Here is an 18,894-nt window from a genome sequence, read left to right on the forward strand (position 1 = left end):
CAGCCGGAGGCTACTGCGCGGGCAGCGGCGCGGCCTGCGCACTTTCCCCAAGCGCCGGCGCGTCCGGGTACAGGCTGCGCAGCGCCGAGGTGCTGGCGTCCGTCAGGATCGGCACGAGCGCCGCGGCGATCATGTGCTCGGTCTCGTGGGCCGGCGCGCTGCCGGCATCGCTGCGCGCGTCGCGCTCCTGCCAGATCACCGCGAGCGGGTCGCGCAGCGGCGCAAGCGCGCGCTGCACCACCTCGCGCCAGTGCGCCGGCGATTCGCCCTGCGCCCACTCGCCGCGGCCGCGACCGAAGTGCGCGACCGCGAGGTAGCGCAGCAGCGCCGCTTCGAGCAATTGATCGAGCGCCTCGGCATTCCAGGCCACGTACGAGCGCTCGGTGCCGCGCACCAGGTTCACGCACCGCGCCAGCCCGGCCGCGCCGAGCGCGCCGAGCAGGCCGCCCGCGAGCAGCCCCCCGCCGAGCGTGAGCCCGCCGCTCAGGATGTCCGCCTTCAGGCCGACCAGCGCACCGCTGACGACGCCGCCCCACAGCGCCGCCTTGCCCTCGTCCATGCGCAGGCGGGTCTCGAAGTGGGTCGCCAGGCGCGTCAGGATCTCGCCCTGCGCGCGGCCCTCGAGGCCGTGCAGCGCGATCAGCTCGGCGGTGTTCGCGCGCACCTCCTCGTCGAGCCGCGCGGCGAGCGCCTTCTGCGCGACGGCGGTCGGCGTCGTGTCGGCGCTGCCCAGGCCGACCGCCTGCCCCATCGCGCTGCCGACCTGGCGCAGCCGCGCGCCGAGCCGGCGCGGATCGGGCACGTCCTCGGACGCGCCGGCCAGGCGCGCCAGGCTGCCGGCGATCGAGCGCATCGCGGCTTCGAAGGTCGCGCGGCGCTGCGCGAGCCAGGCGGCGCGCAGCCGGCCCATCGACGCGCGGCGCTCGCCATCGAGCGCGTCCTCGACCGCGCGCAGCAGCGTGCCCTCCTGCACCCAGCAGCGGGCGAACGCGTCGAGGGGCAGCACGGCCTTGACATGGGCGTACGGCGCGAGGTGGCTGCGCCAGGCCTCGAGTTCGGCCGCCTCGAGTCCGCCCTCGCGCGGCGCGCCGAGCTGGTTCAGCAGCACGATCACCGGCTTGCCGAGCCAGCCGAGCAGCTCCATCTCGGGCGCCACGTAGCCGGCCGCCTCGGGCGACTCGGACGCGTTGACGAGGTAGAGCATCGCGTCGGCCTCGTCGCGCACGTTGCGCATCGCCTGCTGGGCGGCCCAGAACGGGCGGTCGCGCCAGCGGTCCCAGACCTCGCTGATGAACCAGCCGATCGGGTTGCCGGCGGCGCGCAGCCGCTTGACGAGCCGCGCGCTGTCGCCGAAACCGGGGGTGTCCCACAACAGCAGGCGCTCGCCGTCGCCGGTCTCCAGCATCGTGAACACGTCGGCGAACTCGGTGACGTGGGGCGCGTCGCGCACAGTGCCGACGTCGCGGCCGAGCAGCGTGCGCGCCAGCGTGGTCTTGCCGGCGTTGGTGTGCGAGACCAGGCTCAGCGACAGGCTGCGCTCGCTCATGCCGCGCTCCGCGTGACGGGGTTGCGCATCGCCAGCTGCAGCGCGCGTGTGGTCGCCGCGGTGTCGGGCGCGGCGAGGTGGGCGAACACCGGCACGGTGCCCAGGCTGTCGGCGAACACGCGCCAGGCCTCGCGGCGCTGGGCGAGCCGCGCCGGATCGGCGGCGAAGCGCGCCGCGAACGCGGTCTCGTCGACCAGCACGACAGTCGCCGCGCCGGCCGGCGCACGGGCGGCCAGTCGCTGCGCGAAGCGTCCCTGGTTCTCGCGTTCGGGCGTGGCGGACAGATCGAACAGCGCGATCGCGAGCGTCGTGCCGGTGGACAGCTCGGCCGCCGCCGTCGACTCGTCCTCGGTGCCGAACGCGGTGGTGGCCAGCACGCGCAGCTGCGTGCCGTCGCCGAGCGCCGGCATGAGCAGCGCCTGCAGGCCGGGGACCGCATGCGCGCCGGGCGCGCTCGCGTACGGCAGCACCGCGACCTGCGCGACGTCGCCCTGTTGCAGCCGCGCAAGCCGCTGGAAGTACGGCTCGCCCAGCGGCAGTGCGAAGCGGGCGGCGTGCCACTGCGCGCGCAACGCCGCCAGAACCGCCAGCACGCTCCGCGGCGCGACGACGAACAGCGCGAGCGTCAGCGCGAGCAGGTGGATCCACGGCGCCGCCGGCGCGGTGGCCGGCGCGCCGTGCGCCACGCGCAGCGCCTCGAAGCCCGCTGCGTCCGGCAGCGGGATGCCCGACAGCGCCGACGCCGGTGCGACCACGGTCGTGACCGCGGCGTGCGCAGTGCCGGCGCTCAGGAAGGTGCTCTCCCATGCGACGCGGTAGTCGAGCGCGAGGCCACGCAGGTAGAGCCCGACGATCAGCCCGACCGCCAGCGCCGCCGCCGCGGCGTGCAGCAGCGTCGCGGCTCGCGCCGCCGACAGCGGGGCGCTGACGCGCCACCACTGCGCCGCGAACGCTTGCAGCGCCGGGCCGCTCGTGCCGGCGGCCTTGCCGGTCGCGGTCGGCAGCCGGCGACCGAGGCGCATCGTACGCTCGGTCAACCGCAGCAGCGCGCCGCCCTGTGCCGGCCGCCGGAGCGCGCGCGCCAGGCCGTGGCCGAGCAGCAGCAGGTAGACCACCGCGTTCCACGCGAGCACGCCCCACAGCGGCGGCGCGAGCAGGTTGATGCGCTGGTCGCTGGCGAGGCTGTCCGCCAGCACGCCGAGCACGACGCCGCCGAGCGCGACGCCGCCGACCCAGCGCCCGTCCCACAGGCGCCGCGCGAGCCAGCGCGCGGCGGCCGGCTCGCGCGGGCCGAGGCGCTGCAGCGCGTGGTGGGCGCGGCGGGCGATGAAGTCCGCCGCGTTCGCGGGCGCCTCCTGCAGCGCCAGGCGGGTGGCCCAGGCGCGATCGTCGTCGCCCCAGTTCGGTGTCGGCGGCTGCGCAGTCTCGAAGGCCTGCAGCAGCGTGACGGCGCGCGCGCTGTCCTCGTTCATCGGCGAGACGGGATCAGGTGCCGAGCTGCCGCGCGAGGTCGCCGAAATCGGTGGCGACCAGGTCGAAGCGATCGTCCGGCAAGGCATCGGGCGCTGGCGCGCCGCCCGGGTTCGGGCCGTATTCGTGCGGACGATGGACCAGCGCGGTCGGAAGGCCGGCGCGCTGCGCGCCGCGCAAGTCGCTCGGGTGGGCCGCGACCATCAGCAACTGCGCGCGCTCGACGCCGAGCAGTTGCGCCGCGCCCTGGTAGACCTCCGGGTCCGGCTTGTAGTGCTTCATGATCTCGGCGGACAGCACGCAGTCCCACGGCAGGCCGGCGCGCTTGGCCATGTTGACGAGCAGCGCGATGTTGCCGTTCGACAGAGTCGAGATCAGGTAGCGCGTCTTCAGCCGCTGCAGCCCGGCGATCGCGTCGGGCCACGGGTCGAGCCGGTGCCAGACGCGGTTCAGGTCGGCGCGTTCGGCTTCGCTCAGCGCCTCCAGCCCGAACCGCGGGAGCAGCGTGTCGAGGATGTGGCGGTGCAGGCCATCGACGTTCGTCCACTCGATCTCGCCGCTGCGCGCGCGCTGCATCGCCGGCTGGTAGCCCGCCCGCCACGCGTCGGCGAAGGCCGGCCAGTCGACCTGCGTCCAGCCCTTGGCGCGGCCGAGTGCCTCGCCTTCGCGGACGATGCTGGCGCGCCAGTCGACCACCGTGCCGAACACGTCGAACACCAGCGCACGGATCGTGCGCACATCGAAACTGCTCATCGTTCGCTTCCTCGTTGATCGACGCCAAGAATACCCGCGACGCGTCGGGGTGTTGTCCGACGCGGCCGGGACGCCGCGCCCTACCGGCGGGACATGCCCGGCTCCCACAATGAACGAGCCGGCAGACGGCTTGACCCATCCCAAAAGGAGACACAACAATGAACCCGATCAGCAGACGCACCCTGGTGATGGCATTCGCGGGCACGGCAGCCACCACGGCACTCGTGCCGGAGGCTTTCGCGCAACCCCGTGACGGCGGTGAGTACCGCATCCTGCAGGCGCGCTACGGGACCGCGCAGCGCAATGTCGACGTGACGCGCCGCCTTCAGGAGCTGGCGCGCCGCGACCTGCAGTTCCGCATCGAGAACGACACCTTCGGCGGGGACCCCGACGAGGGCCGGGTCAAGACGCTGCGCATCTTCGCGCGCGCCCCGAACGGGCAGACCCAGACTTTCGAATACCGCGAGGGCGATGTGCTCGACGGGTCGCGCTTCGCGGGCTGGAGTGGCGGACGCTGGGGCGATTCGAACTACCGCGGCGGTTGGGGCGATGGCCAGCGCGGCCAGCGCGGCGACGAGGGCGCGTACCGCATCCAGCAGGCGCTGTACGGCACCTCGCGCCGCAACGTCGACGTGACCGATCGCCTGCGCGAGCTCGCCCGAAGCGACCGCTCGTTCCGCCTGACCAACGAGCTGTTCGGCACCGATCCGGCCGAGGGGCGCGTCAAGACGCTGCGCATCTACACGCGTGGCCCGGGCGGCACCAGCAAGACCTTCGAGTACCGCGAGGGCAGCGTGATCGACGGGGCCCAGTTCGCCGGCTGGGGCCGCGGCGATTGGGGCCAGGACGGCCGCCGCGGCGGCTGGGGTCGCTGAGCGCCGTTGACCGGCCGACGCGCCGCCGCCCGGCGGCGCGTCAGGCCAATGCGCGGCCGATCAGGATCTTCTGCACGTCGCTCGTGCCCTCATAGATCTGGCACACGCGCACGTCGCGGTAGATCCGTTCGACCGGAAAATCGCTGACGTAGCCGTAGCCGCCGAACACCTGGATCGCCGCGCTGCAGACGCGCTCGGCCATCTCGCTGGCGAACAGCTTCGCCATCGCCGCTTCCTTCAGGCACGGCACGCCCGCGTCCTTCAGGCTCGCGGCATGGTGGATCAGCTGGCGGGCGGCCTCGATCTGCGTGGCCATGTCGGCCAGGCGGAACTGCAGCGCCTGATGCTCGAAGATCGGCTTGCCGAACGCGACCCGCTCCTTCGAATACTTCAACGCTGCGTCGAACGCCGCGCGCGCCATGCCGAGACTTTGCGACGCGATGCCGATGCGCCCGCCTTCCAAACCCGACAGCGCGATCTTCAGGCCCTGCCCTTCCTCGCCGAGCCGATTCGCGGCCGGCACGCGGCAGTTCTCGAACAGGATCTGCGCGGTGTCGCTGGCGTGCTGGCCCATCTTGTCTTCCAGCCGCGCGACCGTGTAGCCCGGCGTGGCGGTCGGCACGATGAACGCGCTGATCCCCTTCTTGCCCGCCGCCTTGTCGGTCACGGCCATCACGATCGCGACATCGCCGTTCTTTCCGCTGGTGATGAACTGCTTGACGCCGTTCAGCACGTAGGCGTCGCCATCGCGCACTGCCGTGGTCTTCAGCCCATCGGCCTGCGAGCCGACATGCGGCTCGGTCAGGCAGAACGCGCCCAGCATCTCGCCGCGCGCCAGGGGCTTGAGCCACTGCGCCTTCTGCGCGTCGTCGGCCCACGCCATCAGGATCGAGCAGACGGGGCAGTTGTTGACGCTGACGATGGTCGAGGTCGCGCCGTCGCCGGCGGCGATCTCCTCCAGGATGATCGCCAGCGCCAGGTAGTCGAGTCCGGCGCCGTCCCACTCGGTCGGCACGGCGACACCGTAGCAGCCGAGCTCGGCCAAGCCGTGCAACTCGGCCTTCGGGAAGTGGTGGTGCTTGTCCCAGGCCGCGGCCTGCGGCGCGATGTGGTCCTGCACGTAGGCCCGGACGGCGTCTTGCACGGCACGGTGGTCTTCGCTGAGCAGCATGGGGCGTCTCCGATGAGTTCGAATGCGAGGGTAACGCGTCGGCCCCGAGCCGCCGCGTCGGGCGCTTCAGGCGTGGCGCAGCAGCAGGTTCGCCACGCCGGTCAGCACCAGGCCGCGCGCGGTGCGCACCTCGCCGATCGAGCGTGTGACGTAGCCGTTCAGGCTGCCCTTCCACGCGCTGCTCTCGACCGTCCAGCGGAACGTGATGTCCTCGTCGGCGAGCACGACGTTGCGGAAGCGGATGTCGAAGCCGAGGCCGAGCACCGAACGCGGCGCACCATCGGGCGCCGGCGACGAGAAGTGCGTCGCGGTCATGCCCATGAAGATCGCGCCGGTGTGCGCCCCGCTGGCGATCAGGCCGGGGTAGCCGGCCGCGCGGGCGGCGGCCAGCTCGTGGTGCAGCGGGTTCAGGTCGTGCAGCGCGCGCGAGCCGGCGCGGATCTCGTCGTCGCTCAGGCGCACGACCAGCGAGAAGGTCTCGCCGACCACGGTCGGCGGCGCGCGATCACCAGGGGATCGCGCTGCCGTCATGGTTCAGGAAGCTGCCGTTCTGCGCCGGCGTCAACGCGGCGATCGTGCGCCTCATGTCGGCCACGCTGCGCGCCGGCGTCAGCGACGCGCCAGCGCCGCCCATGTCCGTCTGCACCCAGCCGGGGTGGAACGCGACGCAGGTCGCGCGGCCAGCCAGTTGCAGCGACACGTCCTTCAGCACCGAGTTGAGCGCCGCCTTCGAGGCGCGGTACAGCCAGCCGCTGGTCGACTCGCGCGCGCCGATCGAGCCCATGCGCGACGACAGCACCGCCAGCCGCGCGCCCGGCGCGAGTGCATCGACCAGCTGCGGGATCACGCGCATCGCGCCGAGCACGTTGGTGTGCATCACCGCGTCGAAATCGGTCTCGGACGGCGTTTCGAGCCCCTGGTGGCGCGGCCCGTAGACGCCGGCGTTGACGATCGCGACGTCGAAGTTCGCGTTGTCGATGCGCCAGGCGACGCCGGACGCGCTGACCGCGTCGCCGACGTCGAGCGTGAACGCGGTCGCGCCGGCCGCTTCGAGCTCGGCGATCTGCTCGGCCTGGCGCGCGGTGGCCGTCACCTGCGCCTTGCCGGCCAGGTACTGCCGCACGAACTCGCGGCCGAGGCCGCGCGAGGCGCCGATCACCAGCACACGCATCACGGGCTGCCGGTCAGACGAGCTCGAGCGCCAGCGCCGTGGCCTCGCCACCGCCGATGCACAGCGCGGCCACGCCCTTCTTGAGCCCGCGCTTGCGCAGCGCGCCCAGCAGCGTGACGACGATACGCGCACCGCTCGCGCCGATCGGGTGGCCGAGCGCGACCGCGCCGCCGTTGACGTTGACGATCTCGTGCGGCAGCTTGAACTCGGTCATCGCCGCCAGCGTGACGGCGGCGAAGGCCTCGTTGACCTCCCAGAGGTCGACGTCCTTCGCATTCCAGCCGGACTTCTTCAGCACCTTCTCGATCGCACCGACCGGCGCGGTGGTGAACCAGTTCGGCGCCTGCGCGTGCACCGCATGCGCATGGATGCGCGCGATCGGCGCGACGCCGAGCTTCTTCGCGGTGCTCTCGCGCATCATCACCAGCGCGGCGGCGCCGTCGGAGATGCTCGACGACGTGGCGGCGGTGATCGTGCCGTCCTTCTTGAACGCCGGCTTCAGGCCGGGGATCTTGTCGAGCTTGGCCTTGAATGGCTGCTCGTCGAACTTGATCACCGTCTCGCCCTTCGGGCCGCTCAGCGTGACCGGCGCCATTTCCCAGTCGAAGCTGCCGTCTTCGTTCGCGAGCTTGCTGCGCTTTGTCGAGTCGATAGCGAACTGGTCCATCTGCTCGCGGGTGAAGGCGTACTTGGCCACGCACTCCTCGGCGAACACGCCCATCGCCTTGCCGCCGCCGTTGGGCAGCTTCTCGTACGCGTCCTCGAGACCGTCGATCGCCATGTGGTCGTACAGCGCGGTCTGGCCGTACTTCACGCCCTTGCGCATGTGGGTCAGGTGCGGCGCGTTGGTCATGCTCTCCATGCCGCCGGCGACCATCACGTCGACGGTCTCGCTGTTCAGCATGTCGTGCGCGAACATCATCGCGCGCATGCCCGAGCCGCACATCTTCGACAGCGTGACCGCGCCGACCGACTGCGGCAGCCCGGCGCCGAGCACCGCCTGGCGGGCCGGCGCCTGGCCCTGGCCGGCCATCAGGCAGTTGCCCATCAGCACCTCGTTGATCGCGTCGCCCGGCACGCCGGCCCGCGCGACGGCGGCCTTGATCGCGATCGCGCCGAGCTGGTGCGCGGACAGCGACGAGAAATCGCCCAGCAAACCGCCGATCGGCGTGCGGGCAGCGGAAACGATGACGATGGGGTCGCTCATGGTGGATCTCCTAACAAGAATCAGGTGAAGAATTCAAGTGACCGAGACGGCGCCGTCTCGCTGGTACTGGAAGCGCTTGTGCGCATCGTACGGGAACACATCGTGCACGTAGCCGGCGAGGATGCGGTCCTTGTGGCCTTGCCAGAACGCCGCGTCGAGCAGGTCGGCGTGGTGCTTCATGAAGACGTTCCTGACGCCCGGGTTGCCGAGCAGGAATGGCGCGAAGGTCTCGGGGAACACGTCGCGCGGGCCGACCTTGTACCAGATCTCGCCGCTCATCTCTTCCTCCTCGGTGCGAGGGGTCGGCACCTTGCGGAAGTTGCAGTCGGTCAGGTACTCGATCTCGTCGTAGTCGTAGAACACGACCTTGCCGTGGCGGGTGACGCCGAAGTTCTTCCACAGCATGTCGCCGGGGAAGATGTTGGCGCGCACCAGGTCCTTGATCGCGTTGCCGTATTCGATCACCGCCGCCTCGATCTGCTGCAGCGACGCCTCCTGCAGGTAGATGTTGAGCGGGATCATGCGCCGTTCCATGTAGACATGGCGGATCACCAGCGCGTCGCCGTCTTCCTCCAGCAGGCTCGGGCAGTAGTGCTTCAGCTCGTCGACCAGCTCGTCCTCGAAGCGCTCGCGGGGGAACGCGACGTTGCTGTACTCCAGCGTGTCGGCCATGCGCCCGACCCGGTCGTGCTGCTTGACCAGCAGGTACTTGCTCTTGATCAGCTCGCGGGTCGTGTCCTTCTGCTCCGGGTAGAAGTCCTTGATCACCTTGAACACGTACGGGAAGCTCGGCAGGTCGAACACCAGCATCACCATGCCCTTGATGCCGGGCGCGATGCGGAAGCGGTCGCTCGAGTGCTTCAGGTGGTACAGGAAGTCCCGGTAGAACGCGTTCTTGCCCTGCTTGGCCAGGCCGAGCGCGTTGTAGATCTCCGAGCGCGGCTTGCGCGGCATCATCGAGCGCAGGAACTGCACGTAGGCCGACGGCACCTCCATCGTCACCATGAAATAGGCGCGTGCGAAGCTGAACAGCAGCAGCAGGTCGTCCTCGCCGAACAGCGCGGTGTCGATCACCAGCTGCCCGCTGTCGCCGTGCAGGATCGGCAGCGCGAACGGCGTCTCGGAGAAGCCGTTGATCACCTTGCCGACCAGGTACGCGCCCTTGTTCCGGTAGAACAGCGACGACAGCACCTGGATCTGGAAGTTCGCGCGCATCCGGTAGTCGCCGAGCTGCGCGTCGACGGCGCGCAGCACGTCGTCGATGTCGCGGCCCAGGTCCTCGAAGGGGCGCTGCAGCTGGAAGTTGTCGACGATGCGCAGCCAGGTCTCGCGCATCGTCGCCTTGGTGGGGTAGTAGGCGCGGTAGGTCGGCAGCGCGGCGGGCTCGTCGTTCTCGATGTACTCGGTCGAGACGGCGGGCCGCACGAAGATGAAGTCGTTGTTGAAGTAGCTGCGGTGCAGGATCTTGGTCGTCACCGAGTTGAAGAAGGTCTCGGCGAGTTCGGGCTGCAGGTGGCCGGTCAGCAGGCCGATGTAGTGCAGCTTGACCTGCTGCCAGGTGTCGCGCGGCAGCTCCGACGCCTGGAACTCGCGCTGCAGCCGCTCCGCCGCCTCGTCGACCCGCAGGTCGTAGAACTCGATGCGCTCGCGCTGCGCGCGCTGCTGGCCGTGCCAGTCGGCCTGCTCGAAGCGGCGCTTGGCATCGGCGCTGGCCTCGCGGAACAAGGTGTAGTGACGGTCGAAGCCGTCCAGCATCGCCTGGGCGATGTCGAACGCCCGCGGGTCGGTCAGCGCGGTCGGAAAGGTCGTCGGCGATTTCATGGGGTCGGGATCGGGCCCCGGCGGGTCAGGGCAGCGGCCCCTTCGGCATGGTCGAGGGAGCCCATCACCGAGTCGGTCTTCAGCGCATGGCGCGCACGCAGGGAGTCGATCGCGGCGTCGAACGCGGGCGCCATCTCGGCGGCGCTCGGCACGGTAATCTTCAGGTCGCGCAGCAGCCCGTTGTGCAGGCCGTAGAACCAGCCGTGCACGACCAGCTCCTGGCCGCGCGCCCAGGCATCCTGCACCACGGTGGTCTGGCAGACGTTCTTGGCTTGCTCGATCACGTTGAGCTCGCCGAGCGCGTCGATCTGCTCCTCGGGCGGCAGCGTGTCGAGCCAGTCCTGGTGCCGGTTGCGCACGTCCTGCACGTGGCGGATCCAGTTGTCGGCCAGCCCGACGCGCAGGTCGTTCAACGCCGCGATCACGCCGCCGCAGCGCGAGTGGCCGACGACGATGATGTGCTTGACCTTCAGCATGTCGGTCGCGAACTGGATCACCGACAGGCAGTTGAGGTCGGAATGCACGACGACGTTGGCGACGTTGCGGTGCACGAACAATTCGCCCGGCAGCAGATCGACCAGCTCGTTCGCCGGCACCCGGCTGTCGGCGCAGCCGATCCACAGATACTGCGGTGCCTGCTGGGCGAGCAGGCCGGTGAAGAACCCGGGGCTGCGCTGCTCGGTCTTGGCGGCCCAGAGGCGGTTGCTGTCGAGGAGTTCCTGGAGGTGAGTGGTCATGGTGCGCTGCAGCGAAAGTGGCCTGTTCGCAGTGTAAGCACCTGGGCGGGCGGCGGAAAGAAGACGGCCCGCCGTCTTGCGAGGGCGGGCCTTTCGGAGCAGCGGCGATCAGGCCGCCGTTGCGCTCGCGGCTTCAGTGCGCGCAGGACGTGCCGGCAGTCGTCGACGGGGTGATGGTCACTGTCCCGCGGCGCGACACCGTGCCCTTCGCACCGACACCGATGCCGTATTTGGCGAATGCGTTCCAGACCAACACGCACTGAGCATTGGCAGCATCCAACGCGGCAGACGTTGAAATGGCGTCGAGCATGCCATTGCGCATGTCCTCGAATGCCGGAGTGGCCGGGGTGAAGTTCATCCCGCCGACGAACACATCGAACAGGGCTTCGTTCGTGAGCCCGCTGCCCAGCCACGTCTTGCGCAGTTGCCACATCGCGGCAGCGTAGATCTCTCCGTCATTGTGAACTTCAGCGCCGGTCACGTCCTTGTAGGTCAGCGGATAGTTGTCATAGGGGAAGCGACGGATCCCGTTCGGGTTGCCATACGCATATTCGCCGATGATGTCGTCGTTGTTCACCATGAACGCCACCACATCGCTGGCGCCCTCGCCGATCGCGCCGGCAAGCGGGCCGCTCATGCTGCCGATCATCCGCCACGTCAGGCCGTGGCCGTACTCGTGATAAACGATGTCGGAGTCGAGGTCCCCGTCGAGTTGTAGCGGCGCGGTTGACGTCTTGCGCAAGGTGGCGCCTTGACCGGCCTTGCCGGCCAGCGTGTTGCCGTCAAGCTGACTCACCATCACGGAAGAAATGCGTAGTTTCGTCGTCCCGCCCATCGTGAACGGGGCACCGTCGACGTTGTTGGCGACGATGACCGCGGTCGCGCCGGCGCTCTGCGCGTTCTTCACCTTGGTGACGAAATCGCAGGTGCCGCGGCTGATCAGCGCCACCTTGCCGCTGACACCGCTGATGGCCGTACAGCCCTCGGCGGGTACCGATACTGCAATCGTTCCGCTGACACCCGTCGTCGTCAGCGCCGGGCCGAATTGGGCACCCATCGCGCCGTAGCTCACGCCATTGACCACGACTTCATGCGTCGCGCCCGTCCCCGTCCACAAGTACATCTGCATGCGAGGACGCGAACCGTCGGTCGGCGTCGAGAAATTGGCGTTGTCGGTGCCGCTGCCGTCCTGCGCTTCGGCGTTGACCGGGTCGTTGCCGGCGCCGCCCTTGCCGAAATTGTTGATCTGGAAGTTGCCAGCCGCCTCGTTGAAGCCGTGGCTGTACAGGATGTCGTGGATGACGTTGTTGAAGTAGAACAAGTTCTGAACGGCGACAGCCTTGTTTCCCGCCGTGGTAGGCGACACGGTCAGGGTCGCCCCGGTCGAGAAACTGCCGTTCGTGATCGCGGAACCACCCGCGTCGGCAGCGTTGTTCGCATCGGCATCGAGGTACGAACTGACGTTGTTGCCATTGATCGCGAACGTGGTCTGCGCGCCCGTCCCCAACCATCCCGACGGCGATTGCGCATTGCCCGCGCCTGGGCCCGCCACGATCGCTTGCGGGGACTTTGTCGGGTCGATCGTGTAGACGTTGTAGCTGTCATTCGCCGTCCGCCGCTCGATCGCCAGCACCGCGCCGTCGCCGCCCACCAGCGTGTGGTCCAGCAGGTTGCCGCGCTGCGTCCAGGTCTGCACCAGGTAGCCCTGCGCGAGCGTCCCGTCCTCCTGCGGCACCAGCACGCGGGTCACCTGCGGCGCCTCGTGGAAGAACGCGCCGCCGGCGAAGCGCATCGACTGGGCGCCGGCCCGCGCGCCGGCCGCGAACGAGACGCGGGCGTCGGGGTGCACGGCGGCCATCGCGGCATCCAGCGCCTGCCGCTCGCTGATCGCCGCAGCCTTTGGCGCCGTCGCCGGCACCGGGACGACCTTCTCGATCTGGTGGATCAGTTCACCGCGCTGGGTGAACGTGCTCTTGATGGAACTGCCGTAGACGGTCAGCCCGCCGACCTGCTGCTCGAGGCGCACGTGCGTCAGGCCGGTCTTGGCCTGGCCGCCGCCGATCTCGACCAGCGAGCGCGCCGTCAGGTCGCTCGCGCCTCGCGCGCGCATCGCGTCCGCCACCGCGGACGCATGCGATGCGCCGTAGGACCGCGCCAGGGCCTGGCCGGGCGCGGCACGCGCGACCTGCGCCTGAGGCGCCGCGAACGAAGACGCCTGAGACCAGGCGGATGCCGACAGCGCCAGCAGCAATGCGCTGACCAGGGCCGTGCGTGAGGGACGAGCGGATCGCTGCATGAAATCTCCAGTCGGAAGCGGAAGTTGGGTGGTGGCACGGCGCTCCGGTGGGGGTTCGTGACCCCGGAACTTCACATGCCTTAACCATGTTATCCGCGGGCCTGCACACATCCACCGCTTTTTGCACACCCCTAGGTACAAGTCCGCAAGCGGTGACCTCAGGGGTTTCCCGAAGGCTCAGCCCTTCGGGTCCGGAACGAACGCCGGAAAAGGCTCGGGCTGGACGGGGGCCGGGCGGCGCGGGCGGATCACGCCGAGCGCGATCAGGTTGTCGGCGCTGTCGTAGCGGATCCGCGCGATCTCCGCCGGTCGCTCACTGGCACGCTCGAACGCGGTGCGGACCGTCGGCGCGTACTCGCGCTCGCCGTGACCGGTGCCCAGGCGCTCGTCTCGCGCGGCGGCCTTGGCGGACGCCTCCTGTGCCGGCGGCGCCGCGGCCCGCGCGGCACCGTTCGACGATTCTGCTGCCGCGTCTGCCCGGCCCAGCGGGGCGGCGTCGATCCGGGGCGCCGGCAGCGCCACCGGCTCGGGCCGCTTCTCGCGGAACACCGCCACGCCGATCACTCCCACGTTGTCAGGCCGGTCGGTGCGCGCCGCATACGAATCGGGCAGCGCGGTGAAGTAGAACGCCGCGGCCTCGGTCAGGCTCTTGCGCCAGCCGGTGATCTCGGTGGTCTGGTACGGGCCGAGCACGTAGCCGGTCTGGCCGGTCGATGCGGTCTCGCCGCTGACCGCGTTGACGCCGTCGACCGACAGCACGACCAGCACCCGCTCGCCGCTGCGGTTGCTCAGCCGCACCGCGTAGCGCGTGCCGGGGCGGCCGGCGACCCAGGCCTCGCCGCGATGCGCGTGCACCGCGAGCGGCTCGTTGCGACCGCGATCGACGAGTTCCATCTCGACGAGTCGGCCGACGGCGGCGGCGGGTGTGGCGAGGACGGCCGCGGCGGACGCGGCAAGGAGGGCAAGCACAGGGCGGCGCTGGAACATGACGGCTCCCGAAGTTGAGTGACGACGCCGGGTTGCACGCACGGCGCCCTCGTTCGGGGTGAAAGGAACGCAAGAAAAATCTGCCCGCCACAATCCAAGCCCATGTCGTCACCCGCCTCCTCGTCCGCCCCGGTCGCGCTCTCCGGCGCGGCCTTCGCCACGCTGCTGCTGATCGCGCTGATGATGGGCGCCAACCATGTCGCCGCGCGGGTCGCGTTCGACCATGGCGTCAACGTCGTCACCGCCGTCGCCGTGCGCAGCACCGTGACGGGGCTGGTCGTGCTCGCGGTGCTGCTGACGCAGCAGGTGCCGCTGCGGGTGCCGGCGCGCCACGCGAAGGCGCTGCTCGGCGTCGGCCTGCTGATCGCGGTGCAGAGCGTGTGCCTGTATTCGGCGGTCGCGCGGCTGCCGGTGGCGCTGGCGCTGCTGGCGTTCAACACCTACCCGCTGTGGACCGCACTGTGGGCGCGCGTCGCCTATGGCCACCGCGCCGAACGCCGCACCTTGTTCGCGATGCCGGTCATGCTGGCCGGCCTCGCGCTCGCACTCGACGTTTTCGGTGCCGCCTCCGGGCTGGGCGCCGCAGCGCAGTGGCAGCAGATCGGCGCAGGCGTCGCGTTCGCGCTGGCGGCGGCGGCCACGTTCGGGCTGGCCCTGGTATTGATCCAGCACGAGACCACGGGCGTGGACGGCCGGTTGCGCACCGCGACCACGATGGCGATCGTCGCGGTGCTGGCGCTCGCCGGCGCGGGCTTGCAGGGCGGGTTGCACCTGCCGAACGCGACCGCCGGCTGGGTCGGCCTGGGGATGCTGACCTTCCTGTACGGCACCGCGTTCACGATCCTGTTCACGGTGCTGCCGCGGCTCGGCGTCGTCGGCAATTCGGCGATCATGAACGTCGAGCCGATCTTCGCGCTGGTGATCGCGTGGGCCGTGCTCGGCCAGTCGATCGCGGCGGTGCAGGTGCTGGGCGGGCTCCTGGTCGTCGCGACCGTGGTCTGGCTCGGGCTGCGCAAGGGCTGACGCTGCGGTCAGCCGCTGCGCGTCACATCGTCTCGGCGAACAGTTCGCGGCCGATCAGCATCCGGCGGATCTCGCTGGTGCCGGCGCCGATCTCGTACAGCTTGGCGTCGCGCCACAGCCGGCCGAGCGGGTACTCGTTGATGTAGCCGTTGCCGCCGAAGATCTGGATGCCCTCCCCGGCCATCCACGTGGCCTTCTCGGCGCACCACAGGATCACGCTCGCGCAGTCCTTGCGGACCTGGCGGACGTGCTCGGTGCCCAGCATGTCGAGGTTCTTCGCGACCGTGTACGCGAACGCGCGACCGGCCTGCAGCACCGTGTACATGTCGGCGACCTTGCCCTGGATCAGCTGGAACTCGCCGATGCTCTGGCCGAACTGCTTGCGGTCGTGGATGTACGGCACCACGCTGTCCATCACCGCCTGCATGATGCCCAGCGGCCCGCCGGTAAGCACCGCGCGCTCGTAGTCGAGCCCGCTCATCAGCACCTTGGCGCCGCCGTTCAGCGCACCCAGCACGTTCTCGGCCGGCACCTCGACGTTCTGGAACACCAGCTCGCCCGTGTGGCTGCCGCGCATGCCGAGCTTGTCGAGCTTCTGCGCGATGCTGAAGCCTTTCATGCCCTTCTCGATCAGGAACGCGGTGACGCCGCGCGCGCCGAGTTCCGGCTCGGTCTTCGCGTAGACGACCAGCGTGTCGGCATCCGGCCCGTTGGTGATCCACATCTTGTTGCCGTTGAGCAGGTAGTGGTCGCCCTGGTCCTGCGCCTTCAGCTTCATGCTGATCACGTCGGAACCGGCGCCCGGCTCGCTCATCGCCAGCGCGCCCACGTGCTCGCCGCTGATCAGCTTCGGCAGGTACTTCGCGCGCTGCGCATCGCTGCCGTTGCGCTTGATCTGGTTCACGCACAGGTTGCTGTGCGCACCGTAGCTGAGACCGACCGACGCGCTCGCGCGGCTGATCTCCTCCATCGCGATCATGTGCGCGAGGTAGCCCATGTCGGCGCCGCCGTATTCCTCGCTGACGGTGATGCCGAGCACGCCCAGCGCGCCCATCTTGCGCCACAGGTCCATCGGGAACTGGTCGGAGCGGTCGATCTCGGCGGCGCGCGGCGCGATCTCGGCCTGCGCGAATTCACGGACGGCGTCGCGCAGCGCGTCGACATCGTCGCCGAGCTGGAAGTTCAGGCCGGGCAGGTTGTTCATGGTGTCGTCTCCTTCGAAATCTGTTCTAGTGCCGCACGTCGTCGCGGCCGACCACGGTCATCACGGTCGCGGTCATCGTCGCGATCAGCTTCTTCTCGCGGCTGTCGGTCTCGAACTGCCAGGCCTTGCCGTCGACCACGCTGATCGTCCGGCCGCCCTTGGTCACCAGCCCCTCGAACTCGAGCAGCGGGCCGCGCGCCGGCGCCAGCAGGTTGATCTTGAACTCGATCGTCAGCACGCCCGCGTCGAGCGGCATCAGCGTGAACGCGGCGAAGCCGCAGGCCGAGTCGAGCGCCGCGGCGACCATGCCGGCGTGGACGAAGCCGTGCTGCTGGGTCAGCTCCGGCCGATGCCGCATCGCGATCACGACGCGGCCCGGCTCGACCGCCGCCAGCGACGCACCGAGCGTGCGCATCGCACCCTGCAGTGCGAACGACTCCTGCACACGCTGCGCGAAATCCGGGTTGCGGGCCTGCATCGGTCAGACGGTGTCGCGGGTGGCCTCGAACAGGAACCACGCGCGGCGCTCGGCGTCGTCGATCCAGTTCTCGAGCAGGCTGGTGGTGACCACGTCGTTCAGCTCGTCGGTCAGCGCGTGGGCCTCGCGCATGCGCTCGACCATGTCGCGGTTGTCGTTGCGCAGTTCGGCGAGCATGTCCTTCGGGGCGACGAAATCGGCGTCGTTGTCGAGCACGCGCTGCAGCTTCGCGATGTGGCCGATCGAGCGCAGCGTGGTGCCGCCGATCTTGCGCACGCGCTCGGCCAGGTCGTCGGTGACGGCGTAGATCTGGTCAGCCTGCTCGTCGAGCATCAGGTGGTAGTCGCGGAAATGCGGGCCGCTCATGTGCCAGTGGAAGTTCTTCGTCTTTAGGTACAGCGCGAAGAAGTCCGCCAGCAGCGCGTTCAGCGAGCCGGCGAGCTGCGGCGTGGCCTTGGCGGCCAGGTCGGTCGGCGTGTTCAGCGGCGCCATGCGGCGGGTCTGCGCGCTGGGGGTGGCGGGCTTGGTCTTCGTCTTGGTCTTGGCCATGGGAACTCCGGGGGTGGTGGGACGGGTTCAGCTTACTCGCGCGCCGCTGCCTTGCGCGCGCCGGCGCCGGCCAGCAGGCGGCGCGCCTCCTTCTCATGCGAGCGGACTTCGTCGAGCGTGGCGTGCAGATCGGCCAGCTGCTGCTCCAGCTGCGCCCGGTGCGCGCCCAGCACCGCGAGGTACTTCTGCAGCTGCGGCTGGGTGTCGCGCGGCGATTCGTACATGTCCACCAGCTCCTTGACCTCCGCCAGCGTCAGCCCGAGGCGCTTGCCGCGCAGCGTGAGCTTCAGGCGGGTGCGCTCGCGCTGGGTGTAGACGCGGTTGCGCCCGCTGCGCTGCGGCGTGATCAGTCCGCAATCCTCGTAGAAACGGATCGCACGGGTCGTCAGGTCGAACTCGCGGGCGAGCTCGCCGATCGTGAAGGTCTTGAACGGGGCGGCAGACATCTGGGTGACAGCGGCGATGAAGCGGACGGCCTACACTGGGCTCGAATTGACGTTTACGTCAAGTGCACAAAGTGTAGTTGGGGAATCCGATGAAGGCCATGAACGCGCTCGAAATGCAGCTCACCTACCCGCTCGGCGAGGCGCTGCCCGAACTCGGCACCACGCTGGAAGTGGCGCCCGGCGTGCGCTGGCTGCGCATGCTGCTGCCGTTCCAGCTCGACCACATCAACCTGTGGCTGCTGCGCGACCGGATCGACGGCCGCGACGGCTGGACCATCGTCGACTGCGGCATCACCAACGACGCGACCCGCGCCGCGTGGGAGACGATCTTCGCGAACGAGTTGCAGGGTTTGCCGGTGCTGCGCGTCATCGTCACCCACATGCACCCCGATCACATCGGCCTGGCGCACTGGCTGACCGAGCGCTGGAACGTGCGCCTGTGGTGCAGCGCGACCGACTACAACGTGGCGCGCCTGGCCAGCAGCGGCATCGCCGCGATCGGCGGCGAGGCGACGGCCCGGTTCATGGCCAGCCACGGCCTGACCGACGAGGAATCGCAGACCAAGATCAAGGCGCGCACGAACTACTACAAGAGCATGGTGCCGGACCTGCCGCATGCCTATCGGCGCCTGCTCGGCGGCGACATGCTCGCCATCGGTGGCCACGACTGGACCTGCCATGCCGGCTACGGGCACGCCCCCGAACACATGTCGCTGCACTGCGAACAGCTGGGCGTGCTGATCAGCGGCGACATGGTGCTGCCGCGCATCTCGACCAACGTCAGCGTGCACGAGGGCGAGCCCGAGGCGAACCCGCTGATGCTCTACCTCGACTCGATCAAGCGCATGAAGGCGCTGCCCGAGGACACGCTGGTGCTGCCCTCGCACGGCCGGCCGTTCCGCGGCCTGCACACCCGCGTCGACCAGCTCGTCGCGCACCACGACGAACGCTTTGCCGACGTGCTCGCGGCCTGCGCCGAGGCGCCGCAGCACGCGGCCGACCTGCTGATGGTGCTGTTCCGCCGCAAGCTCGACCTGCACCAGACCACGTTCGCGATGGGCGAGTCGATCGCCCACCTGCATGCGCTTTGGCTCGCGGGCCAACTGACCCGCCGGCTCGACGCCGACGGGATCTACCGCTTCACGACGGCGGCGTAGCGC

The 18,894-nt window shown here is 69.9% G+C and carries 18 protein-coding genes; 3 read left to right on the forward strand and 15 right to left on the reverse strand.

All coding sequences use genetic code 11. From position 1 onward, the window contains the following. Positions 1-10 precede the first annotated feature (10 nt). From ASC76_RS11725 to ASC76_RS11735, 3 genes are read right to left on the reverse strand one after another with little or no spacing between them, the layout of a single operon-like run. Positions 11-1,546, reverse strand: a complete 1,536-nt coding sequence (locus ASC76_RS11725; RefSeq protein WP_056465678.1) for a GTPase domain-containing protein — start codon at positions 1,544-1,546, stop codon at positions 11-13. Continuing rightward, a complete protein-coding gene (locus ASC76_RS11730; RefSeq protein ID WP_056465680.1) occupies positions 1,543-3,018 on the reverse strand; it encodes a DUF2868 domain-containing protein in 1,476 nt (491 codons plus the stop codon). The genes ASC76_RS11725 and ASC76_RS11730 overlap by 4 nt, the downstream gene beginning before the upstream one ends. 13 nt (positions 3,019-3,031) lie before the next feature. Beyond that, positions 3,032-3,769, reverse strand: a complete 738-nt coding sequence (locus ASC76_RS11735) for a haloacid dehalogenase type II (protein ID WP_056465682.1) — start codon at positions 3,767-3,769, stop codon at positions 3,032-3,034. A gap of 158 nt (positions 3,770-3,927) precedes the next feature. On the opposite strand from ASC76_RS11735, the gene ASC76_RS11740 reads away from it, so the two are divergent. After that, positions 3,928-4,644, forward strand: coding sequence for a hypothetical protein (locus ASC76_RS11740; RefSeq protein ID WP_056465685.1), 717 nt, complete (start codon positions 3,928-3,930; stop codon positions 4,642-4,644). A 40-nt stretch (positions 4,645-4,684) separates the two neighbouring features. Here the strand turns inward: ASC76_RS11740 and ASC76_RS11745 are convergent, their stop codons facing one another. From ASC76_RS11745 to ASC76_RS11780, 8 genes are all read right to left on the reverse strand, one after another. Beyond that, a complete protein-coding gene (locus ASC76_RS11745) occupies positions 4,685-5,815 on the reverse strand; it encodes an acyl-CoA dehydrogenase family protein (RefSeq protein ID WP_056465686.1) in 1,131 nt (376 codons plus the stop codon). A gap of 66 nt (positions 5,816-5,881) precedes the next feature. Further along, positions 5,882-6,346: a MaoC family dehydratase gene (locus tag ASC76_RS11750; RefSeq protein ID WP_082549059.1), complete on the reverse strand. Its 465-nt coding sequence runs from the start codon at positions 6,344-6,346 to the stop codon at positions 5,882-5,884. Continuing rightward, positions 6,321-6,986, reverse strand: a complete 666-nt coding sequence (locus ASC76_RS11755) for an SDR family oxidoreductase (protein ID WP_056465690.1) — start codon at positions 6,984-6,986, stop codon at positions 6,321-6,323. Before ASC76_RS11755 ends, ASC76_RS11750 begins: the two co-directional genes overlap by 26 nt. 13 nt (positions 6,987-6,999) lie before the next feature. Beyond that, positions 7,000-8,193 (reverse strand): acetyl-CoA C-acyltransferase, encoded by a 1,194-nt coding sequence (locus tag ASC76_RS11760; protein ID WP_056465693.1) that lies wholly within the window; start codon positions 8,191-8,193, stop codon positions 7,000-7,002. A 33-nt stretch (positions 8,194-8,226) separates the two neighbouring features. Beyond that, entirely contained in the window at positions 8,227-10,014 is a 1,788-nt protein-coding gene (gene aceK / locus ASC76_RS11765) for a bifunctional isocitrate dehydrogenase kinase/phosphatase (RefSeq protein WP_056465695.1), read from the reverse strand. Next, a complete protein-coding gene (gene can / locus ASC76_RS11770; RefSeq protein ID WP_082549061.1) occupies positions 10,011-10,751 on the reverse strand; it encodes a carbonate dehydratase in 741 nt (246 codons plus the stop codon). Before can ends, aceK begins: the two co-directional genes overlap by 4 nt. Positions 10,752-10,884: 133 nt before the next feature. Further along, positions 10,885-13,047 carry a M36 family metallopeptidase gene (locus ASC76_RS11775; RefSeq protein ID WP_056465697.1) on the reverse strand — a complete coding sequence of 721 codons (2,163 nt, stop codon included), beginning with the start codon at positions 13,045-13,047 and terminating at the stop codon, positions 10,885-10,887. 177 nt (positions 13,048-13,224) lie between these two features. Next, positions 13,225-14,034 carry a hypothetical protein gene (locus tag ASC76_RS11780; protein WP_056465698.1) on the reverse strand — a complete coding sequence of 270 codons (810 nt, stop codon included), beginning with the start codon at positions 14,032-14,034 and terminating at the stop codon, positions 13,225-13,227. Between the two features lie 102 nt (positions 14,035-14,136). Between ASC76_RS11780 and ASC76_RS11785 the strand changes: the two genes are divergently transcribed. After that, a complete protein-coding gene (locus ASC76_RS11785) occupies positions 14,137-15,057 on the forward strand; it encodes a DMT family transporter (protein WP_056465699.1) in 921 nt (306 codons plus the stop codon). 22 nt (positions 15,058-15,079) lie between these two features. Here the strand turns inward: ASC76_RS11785 and ASC76_RS11790 are convergent, their stop codons facing one another. The 4 genes from ASC76_RS11790 to ASC76_RS11805 are packed head-to-tail and all read right to left on the reverse strand — an operon-like array spanning position 15,080 to position 17,734. After that, on the reverse strand, positions 15,080-16,261 hold the full coding sequence (locus tag ASC76_RS11790) for an isovaleryl-CoA dehydrogenase (RefSeq protein ID WP_056465701.1): 1,182 nt from the start codon (positions 16,259-16,261) through the stop codon (positions 15,080-15,082). Positions 16,262-16,286: 25 nt separating this feature from the next. After that, the gene (locus ASC76_RS11795; protein ID WP_056465703.1) at positions 16,287-16,739 is read right to left on the reverse strand and encodes a PaaI family thioesterase; all 453 of its coding nucleotides are present in this window, start codon (positions 16,737-16,739) and stop codon (positions 16,287-16,289) included. 3 nt (positions 16,740-16,742) lie between these two features. Continuing rightward, the gene (locus ASC76_RS11800; protein WP_056465705.1) at positions 16,743-17,288 is read right to left on the reverse strand and encodes a Dps family protein; all 546 of its coding nucleotides are present in this window, start codon (positions 17,286-17,288) and stop codon (positions 16,743-16,745) included. A 32-nt stretch (positions 17,289-17,320) separates the two neighbouring features. Beyond that, positions 17,321-17,734, reverse strand: coding sequence for a MerR family DNA-binding transcriptional regulator (locus ASC76_RS11805; RefSeq protein WP_056465707.1), 414 nt, complete (start codon positions 17,732-17,734; stop codon positions 17,321-17,323). A gap of 98 nt (positions 17,735-17,832) precedes the next feature. Here ASC76_RS11805 and ASC76_RS11810 point away from each other — a divergent pair, with 98 nt between their 5' ends. Then, a complete protein-coding gene (locus ASC76_RS11810) occupies positions 17,833-18,891 on the forward strand; it encodes an MBL fold metallo-hydrolase (protein ID WP_056467322.1) in 1,059 nt (352 codons plus the stop codon). The last annotated feature ends 3 nt before the right edge of the window (positions 18,892-18,894 follow it).

The sequence above is a fragment of the Rhizobacter sp. Root404 genome, from assembly GCF_001425865.1.
Classification (GTDB): Bacteria; Pseudomonadota; Gammaproteobacteria; order Burkholderiales; family Burkholderiaceae_C; genus LMDS01.

Coding starts and splice junctions, on each gene's coding strand:
- ASC76_RS11790 (WP_056465701.1), bottom strand. CDS start 16,261: ATGAACAACCTGCCCGGCCTGAACTTCCAGCTCGGCGACGATGTCGAC.
- ASC76_RS11760 (WP_056465693.1), bottom strand. CDS start 8,193: ATGAGCGACCCCATCGTCATCGTTTCCGCTGCCCGCACGCCGATCGGC.
- ASC76_RS11805 (WP_056465707.1), bottom strand. CDS start 17,734: ATGTCTGCCGCCCCGTTCAAGACCTTCACGATCGGCGAGCTCGCCCGC.
- ASC76_RS11750 (WP_082549059.1), bottom strand. CDS start 6,346: ATGACGGCAGCGCGATCCCCTGGTGATCGCGCGCCGCCGACCGTGGTC.
- ASC76_RS11725 (WP_056465678.1), bottom strand. CDS start 1,546: ATGAGCGAGCGCAGCCTGTCGCTGAGCCTGGTCTCGCACACCAACGCC.
- aceK (WP_056465695.1), bottom strand. CDS start 10,014: ATGAAATCGCCGACGACCTTTCCGACCGCGCTGACCGACCCGCGGGCG.
- ASC76_RS11755 (WP_056465690.1), bottom strand. CDS start 6,986: ATGCGTGTGCTGGTGATCGGCGCCTCGCGCGGCCTCGGCCGCGAGTTC.
- ASC76_RS11795 (WP_056465703.1), bottom strand. CDS start 16,739: ATGCAGGCCCGCAACCCGGATTTCGCGCAGCGTGTGCAGGAGTCGTTC.
- can (WP_082549061.1), bottom strand. CDS start 10,751: ATGACCACTCACCTCCAGGAACTCCTCGACAGCAACCGCCTCTGGGCC.
- ASC76_RS11730 (WP_056465680.1), bottom strand. CDS start 3,018: ATGAACGAGGACAGCGCGCGCGCCGTCACGCTGCTGCAGGCCTTCGAG.
- ASC76_RS11740 (WP_056465685.1), top strand. CDS start 3,928: ATGAACCCGATCAGCAGACGCACCCTGGTGATGGCATTCGCGGGCACG.
- ASC76_RS11785 (WP_056465699.1), top strand. CDS start 14,137: ATGTCGTCACCCGCCTCCTCGTCCGCCCCGGTCGCGCTCTCCGGCGCG.
- ASC76_RS11800 (WP_056465705.1), bottom strand. CDS start 17,288: ATGGCCAAGACCAAGACGAAGACCAAGCCCGCCACCCCCAGCGCGCAG.
- ASC76_RS11735 (WP_056465682.1), bottom strand. CDS start 3,769: ATGAGCAGTTTCGATGTGCGCACGATCCGTGCGCTGGTGTTCGACGTG.
- ASC76_RS11775 (WP_056465697.1), bottom strand. CDS start 13,047: ATGCAGCGATCCGCTCGTCCCTCACGCACGGCCCTGGTCAGCGCATTG.
- ASC76_RS11780 (WP_056465698.1), bottom strand. CDS start 14,034: ATGTTCCAGCGCCGCCCTGTGCTTGCCCTCCTTGCCGCGTCCGCCGCG.
- ASC76_RS11745 (WP_056465686.1), bottom strand. CDS start 5,815: ATGCTGCTCAGCGAAGACCACCGTGCCGTGCAAGACGCCGTCCGGGCC.
- ASC76_RS11810 (WP_056467322.1), top strand. CDS start 17,833: ATGAACGCGCTCGAAATGCAGCTCACCTACCCGCTCGGCGAGGCGCTG.